Annotated in this window: 11 protein-coding genes; 3 read left to right on the top strand and 8 right to left on the bottom strand. The window is 59.7% G+C overall.

Annotated features, from left to right (window positions below):
- Positions 1–67: 67 nt before the first annotated feature.
- A complete protein-coding gene (locus tag KVQ82_RS08495) occupies positions 68–673 on the bottom strand; it encodes a hypothetical protein (RefSeq protein ID WP_222018613.1) in 606 nt (201 codons plus the stop codon).
- Between the two features lie 141 nt (positions 674–814).
- Here KVQ82_RS08495 and KVQ82_RS08490 point away from each other — a divergent pair, with 141 nt between their 5' ends.
- Together KVQ82_RS08490 and KVQ82_RS08485 are read left to right on the top strand one after the other, a co-directional pair.
- Positions 815–1,606, top strand: coding sequence for a dienelactone hydrolase family protein (locus tag KVQ82_RS08490; RefSeq protein ID WP_222018612.1), 792 nt, complete (start codon positions 815–817; stop codon positions 1,604–1,606).
- Between the two features lie 167 nt (positions 1,607–1,773).
- Positions 1,774–2,499: a 4'-phosphopantetheinyl transferase gene (locus KVQ82_RS08485; RefSeq protein ID WP_095668551.1), complete on the top strand. Its 726-nt coding sequence runs from the start codon at positions 1,774–1,776 to the stop codon at positions 2,497–2,499.
- A 143-nt stretch (positions 2,500–2,642) separates the two neighbouring features.
- Here the strand turns inward: KVQ82_RS08485 and KVQ82_RS08480 are convergent, their stop codons facing one another.
- Both KVQ82_RS08480 and KVQ82_RS08475 read right to left on the bottom strand, forming a co-directional pair.
- Positions 2,643–4,253 carry an ATP-binding protein gene (locus tag KVQ82_RS08480; RefSeq protein WP_041067572.1) on the bottom strand — a complete coding sequence of 537 codons (1,611 nt, stop codon included), beginning with the start codon at positions 4,251–4,253 and terminating at the stop codon, positions 2,643–2,645.
- Positions 4,250–4,972 (bottom strand): response regulator, encoded by a 723-nt coding sequence (locus KVQ82_RS08475; protein WP_047295809.1) that lies wholly within the window; start codon positions 4,970–4,972, stop codon positions 4,250–4,252. The genes KVQ82_RS08480 and KVQ82_RS08475 overlap by 4 nt, the downstream gene beginning before the upstream one ends.
- An 857-nt stretch (positions 4,973–5,829) precedes the next feature.
- Between KVQ82_RS08475 and KVQ82_RS08470 the strand changes: the two genes are divergently transcribed.
- Entirely contained in the window at positions 5,830–8,724 is a 2,895-nt protein-coding gene (locus KVQ82_RS08470) for a ribonucleoside-diphosphate reductase subunit alpha (protein WP_041067575.1), read from the top strand.
- Positions 8,725–9,452: 728 nt separating this feature from the next.
- On the opposite strand, the gene flgE is transcribed toward KVQ82_RS08470, so the two are convergent.
- The 5 genes from flgE to cheR all read right to left on the bottom strand — a co-directional run bounded on the left by flgE (position 9,453) and on the right by cheR (position 13,564).
- Positions 9,453–10,769, bottom strand: a complete 1,317-nt coding sequence (gene flgE, locus KVQ82_RS08465; protein ID WP_041075033.1) for a flagellar hook protein FlgE — start codon at positions 10,767–10,769, stop codon at positions 9,453–9,455.
- 30 nt (positions 10,770–10,799) lie between these two features.
- Positions 10,800–11,528 carry a flagellar hook assembly protein FlgD gene (gene flgD / locus KVQ82_RS08460; protein WP_047295813.1) on the bottom strand — a complete coding sequence of 243 codons (729 nt, stop codon included), beginning with the start codon at positions 11,526–11,528 and terminating at the stop codon, positions 10,800–10,802.
- A 15-nt stretch (positions 11,529–11,543) separates the two neighbouring features.
- Positions 11,544–11,987, bottom strand: coding sequence for a flagellar basal body rod protein FlgC (gene flgC / locus KVQ82_RS08455; protein ID WP_003227217.1), 444 nt, complete (start codon positions 11,985–11,987; stop codon positions 11,544–11,546).
- Positions 11,988–11,990: 3 nt separating this feature from the next.
- Positions 11,991–12,398, bottom strand: coding sequence for a flagellar basal body rod protein FlgB (flgB, locus tag KVQ82_RS08450; protein ID WP_025112931.1), 408 nt, complete (start codon positions 12,396–12,398; stop codon positions 11,991–11,993).
- A 338-nt stretch (positions 12,399–12,736) separates the two neighbouring features.
- A complete protein-coding gene (cheR, locus tag KVQ82_RS08445; protein WP_007963053.1) occupies positions 12,737–13,564 on the bottom strand; it encodes a protein-glutamate O-methyltransferase CheR in 828 nt (275 codons plus the stop codon).
- Between the last annotated feature and the right edge of the window lie 5 nt (positions 13,565–13,569).

Here is a 13,569-nt window from a genome sequence, read left to right as displayed (position 1 = left end):
TGTTGTCGACTGATAGACCACTTTCGCGAGCAAGCTCGCTCCCACAGGGTCTAGAGCGGACCGCGCTTTAGAAAGCGTAGTTCGCCGACAGGTAAGTCTGGGCGCTGCTGGTCAAGTCCAGCGAGCCTTGCTTGCTGCCACCGCTCTCTTTCATTTCGGTGCTGGCGTTGCTCATCAGGTAACGGTAACCGAGTTCCACCGAAACGTTCTGCGCCACTTGTTGCAGCACACCGAACTGACCACCAACGGCGTACCCGATGTCGCTGTCACGGCTGTAGCCTGGCGAAACCTGAGTCAGCTTGGTCAAACCGGCCGTGGCGCCGCCGAACAGCTTGGTGCTGCCGCCCACTGGATAGAACAGATCGTAGCTGCCCAGCAGGTTTTCCTGGCGCAGTTTAATGCCATTGTGCGAACCGGACACGTTGTCGTAAGTGGCGTAGTAGCGACCTTGCGAGTTTTGCTGACCGAGGCGCACGCCGTAAGTGTTGTTGCCATCGATTGCGCCGCTGGCGTCCGGGTGGCCAAGGTTGTCGTTCAGCGCGTGGGACTTTTTGACCTTGTCACTGGTCTGGCCGAACGTCAGACCGGCGAAGTTGCTGGTGTCATCGGCATGTGCCGCAAGGCTGGAGCCCAACAAGGTAAAAGCCAGCAGCAGTTTGTTCAGACGATTCATCGCGTTTCCTCTTTCACAGTGCTGTTTGGGTATGGCGCAAGGTTACTGACCTGCCCCTGTACCTGCCCTGAACACTCTCTGAACCTGCGCTGAATCAAATCGACTAGGCTGTTCTGACCACTTTCGATAAGGAGACCGACCATGCGCCTGTTTTTCGCCCTTGCCCTGCTCGCCGCCAGCAGCCTGGCCAACGCTGCGATCAAGACTCAGGAGATTCCTTACCAGAGCGCCGACGGCACCCGACTGATCGGCTATTACGCCTACGACGACGCGATCAAGGGCAAACGCCCGGGCGTGGTGGTGGTGCATGAATGGTGGGGCCTGAACGATTACGCCAAACGCCGCGCCCGCGACCTCGCCGAACTGGGCTACAGCGCCTTGGCAATCGACATGTATGGCGAGGGCAAGAACACCGAGCACCCGAAAGATGCGATGGCGTTCATGCAGGCCGCGACCCAAGATGCTGCGGCCTCCAGCAAGCGCTTTGAGGCCGGGCTGAATCTGCTGAAAAAGCAGCCGCAGACCGACGTCAATAAAATCGCCGCCATCGGCTACTGCTTCGGCGGTGGCGTGGTGCTCAATGCGGCGCGTCAGGGCGAGCCGCTGGCGGGCGTGGTGAGTTTCCACGGTGCGCTGGCGACCACCACCCCGGCGACGCCCGGCAGTGTGAAAGCGAAAATTCTGGTCGAGCATGGCGCGCTGGACAGCATGGTCACTGCCGACAACGTCACCGCGTTCAAATCTGAAATGGACAAGGCCGGCGCCGACTACAGATTCGTCAGCCTCGACGGCGCCAAGCACGGTTTCACCAATCCGGATGCCGATCGCTTGAGCCACGGCGATCACGGTGGCCCGGATATCGGCTACAACAAAGCGGCCGATGAAAAATCCTGGGCGGACATGAAGGCGTTCTTCCAGAAAATCTTTGGCTGACCCACTTCGCCCCCTGTAGGAGCTGCCGAAGGCTGCGATCTTTTGATCTTGCTTCTTAAGATCAAGAACAAAAGATCGCAGCCTTCGGCAGCTCCTACAGGGTCAGCGACGCCTGATACAGGTTTTGGCTCTACCCAGCATCCGCGCCAACCGGCAAAATGCCCGCCATGAATTCCAGCCCGCCCCTCCCCGCCTGCTGCACCCCGCTCGACGCCCATTGGCCGTTGCCCAACGTGTTGCCCGACACCGTTCTGCTCAGTACCCGTTTCGACCCGAAGCAACTGCTCGGCGATGACTTCCAGCGCAGCGCCATCGAGCCGCCGCCGAGCATTCAGCGCTCGGTGGCCAAACGGCAGGCCGAGTTTCTCGCCGGGCGGATTTGTGCCCGGGCTGCGCTGCAGCAACTGGAAGGCTCAAACGTGATTCCGGCGATTGGCGAAGACCGTGCGCCGGTGTGGCCGGCGCACATCTGCGGCTCGATCACCCACAGCACCGGACACGCGGCGGCGATTGTCGCCAACAAGCGACACTGGCGCGGCTTGGGCATGGATCTGGAAAACCTGCTCGAGACCGAGCGTGCCGAACGCCTGGCCGGGGAGATCCTCACGCCAGCGGAATTGCAGCGCATGGCCGCTGGCTCGCGAGAGCAACTGGGGTTGTGGGTGACCCTGACGTTTTCGGTGAAAGAGAGCCTGTTCAAGGCGCTGTACCCGATTGTGCAGAAGCGCTTTTATTTCGAGCACGCCGAGGTGCTGGAGTGGACGGAACAGGGTCAGGTTCGCTTGCGCTTGCTGACCGATCTTTCAGGTGAATGGCGTCATGGCACCGAGCTGGACGCGCAGTTTGGTGTGCAGGATGGGCAGTTGTTGAGTCTGGTCAGCATCCCTGCCTGAAGATTTTTCAGCGCCGCTGAGGGGCCCATCGCTGGCAAGCCAGCTCCCACAGGTTTCAGGGGTGTATCCAAAATCTGTGCTCACCACGGACACTGTGGAAGCTGGCTTGCCAGCGATTGGGGCCGGCAAAACCAGCACAAAACTCAGCGGCGCTCCTGATTCCTCGGCCAGCTCAGACTGAAACAGGCCCCACCCAGACTCTTGCTCTTGTTGATGAGCGCCCGCCCGTCATGCCAGTGAATGATCCGCCGCACAATCGACAGACCCAGCCCATGCCCGCCCGACGCCCGTGTGCGGCTGTCATCCAGACGCAAGAACGGCGTGAAGATGCGCTCCCACGCCGACTCCGGCACACCCGGCCCGTCATCCTCGACATCCACCCGGCAGCGCAACTGTCCAACCTGATAACTCACCGTGACGTTCGAGTGCGCATGGCGCATCGCGTTGCTCACCAGGTTCTGCAACGCGCGGTGCAAAAAGCGCGGCTCGGCCTCGACCCAGGCGCCGTCATTATCGGCAGCGGACAGGCATAACCCGCGCTGCACCGTGACCTCGGCACGCAACGGCGCCAGTTCTTCAATCACTTGATTGACCAGCGCATCGAGGTCGATGCGTTGAAAGGTCAGCGCGGGCGACCCCTGCTCCAGCCGCGCGTAGGTGAGCATTTCGTCCACCAGCTTATCGAGATCCTCGATGTCGTGATCCATGCCCTCGCGGTACTTTTCCAGCGCCTGCGGGGTGGTGGCCGAGCCGATCATCTCCAACCCGAATCGCAGACGCGCCACGGGTGTACGCAACTCATGGGACACCGCGCGCACCAGTTCGCGCTGGATCGCCAGCAACTGCTGCAAGTGCTCGGCCATGCCGTTGAACGCTGCCGCCAGCCGCCCCACCGAGTCAGCGCCACGAGCCGGCACTCGGGTTTCCAGACTGCCCTTGGCGATGCGCGTGGCTGCGGCTTCGAGACCGCGCAGACGTCGTTCGAGCTGGCGCACCAACAGATAAACGATCAGGCCGATCAGGCTCAGGCCGAGGGCCGCAATCAGCACCAGCCATTGCGGCGGATACGGATTCATCTGATACAGCGGACCGATTTCCAGCACCCACGGCGTGCCGACCATGCCGGCAAACACCCGGATCGAATCCCCGCCCTTGCCCAGCGCCATCACCGTATCGCCCTCGGACACACGGCGGCTCTGGTCTTCGTCCATGTCGGCCTCGTTGACCGTGACCAGGCGCAAATCAAAACCGAAACCTTTCTCCTCCTTTAACTGCGCCAGCCGCTTGGGCTGTTCGCCAACCGGCACCCGCACCAGTTCATCGGCCAGCAGGTAAATAGTCGCGCGGGCCAGTTGTTCGCTGATCTGCTGGACGTCGCCGGTCAGCAGCAACTGTTCCTTGTCGCTGACCAGTCGATAGACCCGCGCCGCATGCGGGCCGGTCTGCTCCACCAAGGCCTGACCGCGCTGCACCCGGGCGCGCTGAGAGAGGTCCAGATCGGTCTCGGAAAACGTCTTCAGCGCCAGCGGAATCCCCAGCAGACGCTCCCAGACCAACAATGCCCGGTGGCGCTCGGTTGCGTTCATCGGTTGCAGGTTGTCGGCCATCAGCGAGAACGTGCCGTGGGCCAGGCGCTCGCGGTATTGCTCGCTGCGCACCTGATTGAGCAGGTGCAATGCCAGCACCCCAAGCACCGCCACCAGAATCAGCGCCGCGCACATGCCGCCATAGATGCGCAGGAAGATCGAGTTCACAGCGCCAGATCCACGCAGGCTTCCGGAACGAACAGATAGCCTTTGCTGCGGATGGTCTTGATCAGGCGCGGATGATCGGGGTCATCACCGATTTTCGGGCGGATGCGCGAGATGCGCACATCGATCGAGCGGTCCTGGCCGTCATAGCCGATGCCACGCAGCGCAGTGAAAATTTCTTCGCGAGAGAGGATTCGCCCGGCATTCGACACCAGCAGCCAGAGCAGGTCGAATTCGGCGCTGGTCAGTTCGATGCCGCTGTCACTGAGCCAGGCTTCGCGCAAGGCGTTGTCCACCACCAGCGGGCCAAATTGCAGGCGGCGGCTTTTTTCCGTGACCGGCTCGGCGCTGTCACTGCGCCGCAGCAAAGCCTGAATCCGTGCCAGCAACAGCCGTGGGCGCACCGGTTTGCACACGTAATCGTCGGCACCGAGGTCGAGGCCCTGGATCTGGTCGGCATCGTCGGTGCGCGCGGTGAGCATCAGGATCGGCCCGTCGTAACGGTCGCGGACCTTGCGGCAAATGCTCAAGCCGTCTTCACCGGGCAGCATCAGGTCGAGGATCACCAGGTCCGGCTGCTCCTTGATGATCCGCGCCGCCGCCAGCGCACCGTTGCCTTCGATCTCCACGCGCAATCCATTGGCTTGCAGGTATTCGCGGGTGAGTTCGGCCAGTCGCTGGTCGTCCTCGACTATCAATACCTGCCAGGCTTCTTGCTCCACCGGTGACCTCTGCTTGCTGTTTTTGTTAATAAGGCAGAAACACACTGCCCCCTGTAGGAGCTGCCGCAGGCTGCGATCTTTTGCTTTTAAAAAGCAAGGTCAAAAGATCGCAGCCTGCGGCAGCTCCTACACAGGCGTGCGGTTGCCCGCAGATTCCGATGCTCCCGTCTTTTTGTCATCTTTTGGGAGCATAAGAATGGGTAAACACCGCCCGATTGTATAAACAGCGTACAGCCAGAACACAAGTCGGCAAATGCGTTCGGACACGGCGGTTTTTTGTGATAGGGTTCGCGCCCTTAAAAATCCGCTGAAGCGTTTTTCCCGCGTGAAAAACAGTGACAAACGGTCTAGCTCAGCAGGTTCGCGGCCTACACGCGAATCAGCCCTTTCGCACACAATTTACGCACAGGTTTATCCACAGGCTATACGTTGCAATACTCCCCCGAAACGCATTATCTTGTAGCCCGTGCGCAAAAAAACCCTACATGTAGGGGTTAGCGCTAAAAAACCAAACACAAACCGGACAGTGAATTCAAGGCTTTTTATTGCCATTGTCGGGTTGAACCAAACGTATTTTCAGAAGCCCAAACCGCGCCTGCGGATGGCTACCGTTTTTCGGTCGACCACGACGATAACGGTACGGGTGTTGCAGTGAAGAATCTGCTCCCCGAAAGGAATGCGGTTTCACGCGTAAAGCGCGAACCGAAGACTTCGGCATGGAAGCGGCGCCCACAAGGCCCCCTTCCTGAACTGTCCCGAAGTCGTTATGCCCGGCGCGTGCCGGTTGTAGTGCTTCAGGACGGAACGGTGGGCACCTTCATGGTGCCCAAACAAACATAGAGAACGTGGAGACACCCATGCAAACCGACACAACTCGCGAGAACCCGCAGGGCACCTTGCCGCAGGCCGCCGATTCGAATTCGGATCTGGCCGCCACCGCGCCTGGTCAACTGCGCGTGATCAAGCGTAATGGCACTGTCGTTCCTTACACCGATGACAAGATCACCGTCGCTATCACCAAAGCGTTTCTCGCAGTTGAGGGCGGCACCGCTGCCGCTTCGTCGCGAATCCACGACACCGTTGCCCGCCTGACCGAACAAGTCACCGCGACCTTCAAGCGTCGCATGCCGTCGGGCGGCACCATCCACATCGAAGAAATCCAGGACCAGGTCGAACTGGCCCTGATGCGTGCCGGCGAGCAGAAAGTCGCTCGCGACTACGTGATCTACCGTGACGCCCGTTCGAAAGAACGCGCAGCCCATACCCCGGTCGAAGCCGCAGTCGACGCGCACCCGTCGATCCGCATCACCCGCGCCGACGGCAGCCTCGCGCCGCTGGACATGGGCCGCCTGAACACCATCGTCACCGAAGCCTGCGAAGGCCTGGCTGAAGTCGATGGCGACCTGATCCAGCGCGAAACCCTGAAAAACCTGTACGACGGCGTGGCCCTGAACGACGTCAACACCGCACTGGTGATGACCGCGCGTACCCTGGTTGAACGTGAGCCGAACTACTCGTTCGTCACCGCCCGCCTGCTGATGGACACCCTGCGTGCCGAAGGCCTGGGCTTCCTGGGCGTGGCCGAAAGCGCCACTCACCACGAAATGGCCGACCTGTACGCCAAGGCGCTGCCGGCTTACATCGCCAAAGGTATCGAGTTCGAACTGCTGAACCCTGTGCTGGCCTCCTTCGACCTGGAAAAACTGGGCAAGGCGATCAACCACGAGCGCGACCAGCAATTCACCTACCTGGGCCTGCAGACCCTGTACGACCGTTACTTCATCCACAAGGATGGCGTGCGTTTCGAACTGCCGCAGATCTTCTTCATGCGCGTGGCCATGGGCCTGGCGATCGAAGAGAAGCAGAAAGAAGACCGTGCGATCGAGTTCTACAACCTCCTGTCGTCCTTCGACTACATGGCTTCGACCCCAACACTGTTCAACGCCGGTACCCTGCGTCCACAGCTGTCGAGCTGCTACCTGACCACCGTTCCAGACGACCTGTCGGGCATCTACCACGCGATCCACGACAACGCCATGTTGTCCAAATTCGCTGGCGGCCTGGGCAACGACTGGACGCCGGTGCGTGCACTGGGTTCGTACATCAAGGGCACCAACGGCAAGTCGCAAGGCGTGGTTCCGTTCCTCAAAGTAGTGAACGACACCGCCGTCGCCGTTAACCAGGGTGGCAAGCGCAAAGGCGCTGTGTGTGCCTACCTGGAAACCTGGCACATGGACATCGAAGAGTTCATCGAACTGCGCAAGAACACCGGTGATGACCGTCGTCGTACCCACGACATGAACACCGCCAACTGGATCCCTGACCTGTTCATGAAGCGTGTCTTCGATGACGGCAAGTGGACCCTGTTCTCGCCTTCCGAAGTTCCGGACCTGCACGACCTGACCGGTAAAGCCTTCGAAGAGCGCTACGAGTACTACGAAGCCCTGACCGAGTACCCGGGCAAGGTCAAGCTGTTCAAGACCATCCAGGCCAAAGACCTGTGGCGCAAAATGCTCTCCATGCTGTTTGAAACCGGCCACCCGTGGCTGACGTTCAAAGACCCGTGCAACCTGCGCAGCCCGCAGCAGCACGTCGGCGTTGTTCACAGCTCGAACCTGTGCACCGAGATCACCTTGAACACCAACAAGGACGAGATCGCCGTTTGCAACCTGGGCTCGATCAACCTGCCGAACCACATCGTCGACGGCAAGCTGGACACCGCCAAGCTGCAACGCACCGTGAACACCGCCGTGCGCATGCTCGACAACGTGATCGACATCAACTACTACTCGGTGCCGCAAGCGAAGAACTCCAACTTCCGCCACCGTCCGGTCGGTCTGGGCATCATGGGCTTCCAGGACGCGCTGTACCTGCAGCACATCCCTTACGGTTCCGACGCGGCCGTCGAGTTCGCCGACAAGTCGATGGAAGCGGTCAGCTATTACGCGATCCAGGCGTCCTGCGACCTGGCCGACGAGCGCGGCGCGTACGAGACGTTCAACGGTTCGCTGTGGTCCAAAGGCATCCTGCCGCTGGATTCGCAACAGATCCTGATCGAACAGCGCGGCCAGAAGTACATCGACGTTGACCTGAACGAAACCCTGGACTGGGCACCGGTTCGCGCCCGTGTACAGAAAGGCATTCGTAACTCCAACATCATGGCCATCGCACCGACCGCGACCATCGCCAACATCACGGGCGTCTCGCAGTCGATCGAACCGACCTACCAGAACCTGTATGTGAAATCGAACCTGTCGGGCGAATTCACCGTGATCAACCCGTACCTGGTTCGCGACCTCAAGGCTCGCGGTCTGTGGGACTCGGTCATGATCAACGACCTGAAGTACTACGACGGTTCGGTGCAGCAGATCGAGCGCATCCCGCAAGAACTCAAAGAGCTCTACGCGACCGCGTTCGAAGTGGACACCAAGTGGATCGTTGACGCCGCCAGCCGTCGTCAGAAGTGGATCGACCAGGCCCAGTCGCTGAACCTGTACATCGCCGGCGCCTCGGGCAAGAAGCTCGACGTGACCTACCGCATGGCCTGGTACCGTGGTCTGAAAACCACTTACTACCTCCGTGCCCTGGCCGCGACCAGCACCGAGAAGTCGACCATCAACACCGGCAAGCTGAACGCTGTTTCCAGCGGCGGCAACCACGGCGACGATTCGGTTCTGGCCGCTCCGGCCGGTCCGGCGCCAGTGCCAAAGGCTTGCGCGATCGACGAGCCGGATTGCGAAGCTTGCCAATAAGCTGAGCCGGGTCAGGCGTCGCGAGACGCCTGATGCTTCCAGGCAAAAGAAACCCCCGACAGACTTCTGGTGTGTCGGGGGTTTTCTTTTGTCCGCCATTTACCTGTAGGAGCTGTCGAGTGCAACGAGGCTGCGATCTTTTGATCTTTAGTGCTCTGCCAAAGATCAAAAGATCGCAGCCTTCGGCAGCTCCAGAGGATGAGTACATCTGGCAGGCCGCCATCGCTGGCAAGCAGCTCCCACAGGGACTGGATACATTCGGATAGAGAGTGGTCGGCTGGCAGGCCGCCATCGCCAGCAGGCTGGCTTCCACAGAAGAGCAAAAGCCAAGCGCATGCTTTTCACCACTCAATGGCCGAGTGTCAGCTCGCCGAAAGCTTTTGATCTTGCCGTACCGGCCCCGTCGGCAGGCTGAGTGGAGGGGTTTATCCGGGGGTGGGAGCGCAGCGACCGTTTGGCGAAGCCAAACACAGCGAGAGGAGGTGCAGCGAAGCAAACCGGAGGCGATGCCCCCGGATGAATCCCGCAGCGAAGGAACCCGAGCCTAAGCGAGGGCCGAACGTTGGGGCCAAGCGTTTTGGTTACTTTTGGGCGTCTGCAAAAGTGACCCGCCGTAAGGGCGAAACCCTAAGTAGCCGTTACCGCAGCAACGGATAAGCCCACAAAACAATAGCCCACAAAAAAGCCCCTCAAAAAGAGGGGCTCCCTTGCACAACCAGAAACCGCAATCAGGTCATCTGAATGATGGTCTGCATGATGGTGCTCTGGGTGGAGATAGTCTTGGCATTCGCCTGATAGTTGCTCTGGCCCTTGATCAGATCCACCAGCTCGTTGGTCAGGTTAACGTTGGACTCTTCCAGCGAGTTGGACACCACCTCACCCAAGGTACCGGTTTTCGGCGCGTCGTAACCCGGGATACCCGAGGCGAACGTCTCTTTCCAGCTGGTGCCGCCGACAGGCTGCAGGCCTTGCTCGTTGGTGAAGCTGGCCAGCGCAACCTGGCCGATGGCCTTGCTCTGGTTGTTGCTGAAGTTGGCGAACAGCGTACCGGTGCCGTCGATGGTCAGGTTGGTGATCTGGCCAGTGGCGTAACCATCCTGAGTCGGGATCGAACGAGCGGTATCTGCGTTGTACTGGGTGGTCTGCGCCATCGAAATGGTGATACCGGCCGGGTTCGCCGAAGCGCCGTTAGGCGTGAACGTCCCGTTAACCACAGTACCCGGCACCCAGCCAGTGAGCTTCAGGTCACTGCTGATCACAGGACCTGGCAGAGTGCTGACCTGGGTCAGCTTGCCAGCGGAGTCAAACGTCATGGTAGAAGGTGTCGGCGCGGTGACCTTCGGATCGCTGCCGGTAGCGTCCGGGTTACGACCGTCTACCAGGGTGTAGACCTTCCAGGTGTTCTGGCCAGTCTTCACCACGTACTGATCCATGACGTGCGAGTTGCCCTGGGAATCATAGATCGGCGTACTGAACTGCTTGGTGTAAGTCTCAAGTTTTGACGGATCGAACTTGCCGGCCGCCACTGTGTCGTCGATCACCGGTGCCGACGAATTCAGGTTGATGGTCGAGGTCACCAGCGAGGTGGACTTCGGCGCCAGGTTGGAAGTATCGATTTTCAGGTCGGTCAGCACACCATTGATGATCTTGCCGTTGGCATCCACACCATAACCTTGCAGACGCGAGGTGTAGTCGGTGTTGGTGATATAACCGGCGTTGTCGACTTTGAACGTACCGGCACGGGTATAGGAAATCGAGCCGTTGTTGCTCATGGTGAAGAAGCCGGAACCGTTGATGCCCATGTCCAGCACGTTACCGGTGTTGTTGATGTCACCCTGGGTGAACTGCTGGGACACGTTGGCCAGGCGCACACCGTTGCCGATGACCTTGCTGCCGCTACCCAGGCGAGTGGCCGAGTAGACGTCTTCGAATTCTGCACGGGACGATTTGAAACCGGCGGTCGCGACGTTGGCGATGTTGTTGCCGGTCACGTCCAGTTGTTTGTTGGCTGCATAGAGACCGCTAAGGCCGATATTGAAAGACATATTCCACTCCTTTGTGCCGGTTAGTCGGCTCTATATACCAATGGTTTGTACTTTGGACAGGGCGACGGTGCCCTTGCCGGACAGGTTGAGCATCAACTCGCCACCGGTCTGGCTGATCGTCACGCTGTTGACCGTGGCTGGCAGGTAGGTCGCCATATCGGTCGAGGTGCCATTGATCGAGGCGTTGGCCTTGACGGTATAGGTACCGGTCTTCACCAGGTTGCCGTCCTTGTCCTTGCCGTCCCAGGTGAAGCTCGCGCTGCCTGCGGCGCGACTGCCCAGATCGAGGGTGCGAACCACCGTGCCGCTGCTGTCGGTAATGCTCACGGTACCACCGGCAATCGACGACGGAACGCTGACCGAACCGGTCATGCCTTTGCTTGGGTCGTCCAGTTGAACGGTGTTGGTCTGCACGATCACGTTGCGGCCCACCAGCGACGACGCCTGCAAGGCTTGCGAGGAGTTGTAGTTGCCGGCCAGCGAACTGACGGTGCTGTTGAGGGTGGTGATGCCCTCAAGGCTGCTGAACTGCGCCAGCTGCGCAACGAAGGCGCTGTTGTCCTGCGGATCAAGCGGGTTCTGGTTTTTCAGCTGGGTGACCAGCAGTTGCAGGAACGCATCCTTGCCCAGGGCCTGGCCGCCGGTGGTGCTGTTGGTGGCCGAGGCAATGCCATCGCCGGTCGTACTGCTCGTTTTCTTCGAGGAGTTCGACAGGATGTCATTCATGCTCAGGCTGCTGGTGGTATCGGAAACACTCATGGCCGTCGCCCCTTATTACTGACCGAGGGTCAGTACCTTCTGCATCATGGTTTTGGCGGTGTTCATCATTTCGGCGTTGGTCTGGAACGACCGGCTCGCGGAAATCATGTCAGCCATTTCTTCCACCACGTTGACGTTCGGGTAGTACACGTAGCCCTTGGCGTCAGCGGCCGGATGGTTCGGCTCGTAGCGCGCTTCGAGGTTGCTCTGGTCTTCGACCACGCCAAGTACCTGCACGCCCTGCCCTGCGGCGTCCTGGCTCTGGAACAGCGAGTTGCTGCCGCTGTTCTGGCCGCCCTGAAACATGGTGGCGAACACCGGGTGACGGGCGCGGTAGGTCTGGTCGATGCTCGACGAAACGGTTTCGGCGTTGGCGATGTTCGACGCCACGGTGTTCAAACGCGTGGTTTGTGCGCTCATGCCGCTGCCGGCAATGTTGAAAACGCTGGACAGGGACATGGATTACTCTCCGCGCAGGGCCGATACCAGCCCTTTGAATTTGCTGTTGAGCAGGGTGAAGCTGGCCTGGAAGCCCACGGCGTTTTCCGCGTAATTGGACTGTTCCAGCTGAGCATCCACGGTGTTCTGGTCGATCGAAGGCTGCATCGGCGTGCGATACATCAGCGACTCGTCGCCATTGCCCAGGCCTTCAGCTTCGATGTGACGGCTGTTGGTCATGTTCAGGGCGATGGTGCCGTTGGCGTTTTTCTGGCTCTGTGCTTCGAGCACTTTGGAGAAGTCCAGATCCCGAGCCTTGTAGTTCGGGGTATCGGCGTTGGCGATGTTGTTGGCCAGCACTTCAGCGCGCTGGGCACGGAAACCCAATGCCTTTTCGTGAATGCCGAGCGCTTTATCGAAGCTGATGCTCATGTCGGGAACCTTCGGGTGAGCGGTTTTTCGTACCTGAGCTTTAGCAAGCGCCGTGCCAAACACAAAAACCCAGGTAAACCGGGGCTTTGCGGGGAATCGGCAAAGCGGCAATGCCAGAAAAGCGGCAACCGGTTTCCGCTGCCTGCCGCTTTTCTGCCGCTTCGTCCTGTTAACACCTCTCCCTGTAGGAGCTGCCGAAGGCTGCGATCTTTTGATCTTGATCCTTCAAAACAGGATCAAAAGATCGCAGCCTTCGGCAGCTCCTACATGAAACAAAGCATCAGGCATAAAAAAGGGAGCCCTTGGGGCTCCCGATTTTGTATGCCTGATGCTTTGTTTCACTTCGCCTGGTAAATGATCCCCGGACTGCACTGAACCATCTGGTAATGATCCGGCAAACCGTTCAGCGCTTCGGACGCGCCAAGGAACAGATAGCCGCCCGGCTTCAGCGTGCTGTGAATGCGCAACAGGATGTCTTTCTTCACCTCGGCGGAGAAGTAGATCAGCACGTTGCGGCAGAATACGATGTCGAACTTGCCCAGACTGGCGTAGCTGTCGAGCAGGTTGAACGAACGGAATTCCACCCGGTTCTTGATCGGCGCCTTGATCACCCAGCGCCCCGGCCCTTTCGGGTCGAAGTAGCGCTGCAGGCGATCAGCGGACAGACCGCGACCGATTGCCAGGCTGTCGTACTCGCCGGTCTTGCAGTTGGTCAGCATGCTGCCGGACAGGTCGGTGGCAACGATCTGCACGCCCATCTTCAGCTGACCAAGGTTGCTGCGCTCGAACTCGTCGATCGACATCGACAGCGAATACGGTTCCTGACCCGACGAGCATGCCGCCGACCAGATCCGCAGACGCTGGTTGGGGCTGGCCTTGATCGCCTCGGGCAGCACCTTGTTCTTCAAGACTTCAAACGGATAGGTGTCGCGAAACCACAGGGTTTCGTTGGTCGTCATGGCATCGACCACCTGCTCGCGCAAACCGCTGCGCGGCTGGGTCTGGATGCGCTGTACCAGCTCACCCAGGGACTTGATGCCTTGCTGCTCCATCAGTTTGTTGAGACGGCTCGAGACCAGGTACTGCTTGTTTTCACCGAGCAAAATGCCACAGGCTTTTTCCAGGAAGACCCGGAACTGTTCGAAATCCAAATTACCCGTAGACAATGATG

This window comes from Pseudomonas sp. AO-1 (assembly GCF_019775695.1).
In the GTDB taxonomy this organism is placed as follows: domain Bacteria; phylum Pseudomonadota; class Gammaproteobacteria; order Pseudomonadales; family Pseudomonadaceae; genus Aquipseudomonas; species Aquipseudomonas parakoreensis.
The sequence above is the reverse complement of the archived record's forward strand: the minus strand, read 5'-3'. Positions and strand labels throughout refer to the sequence as shown.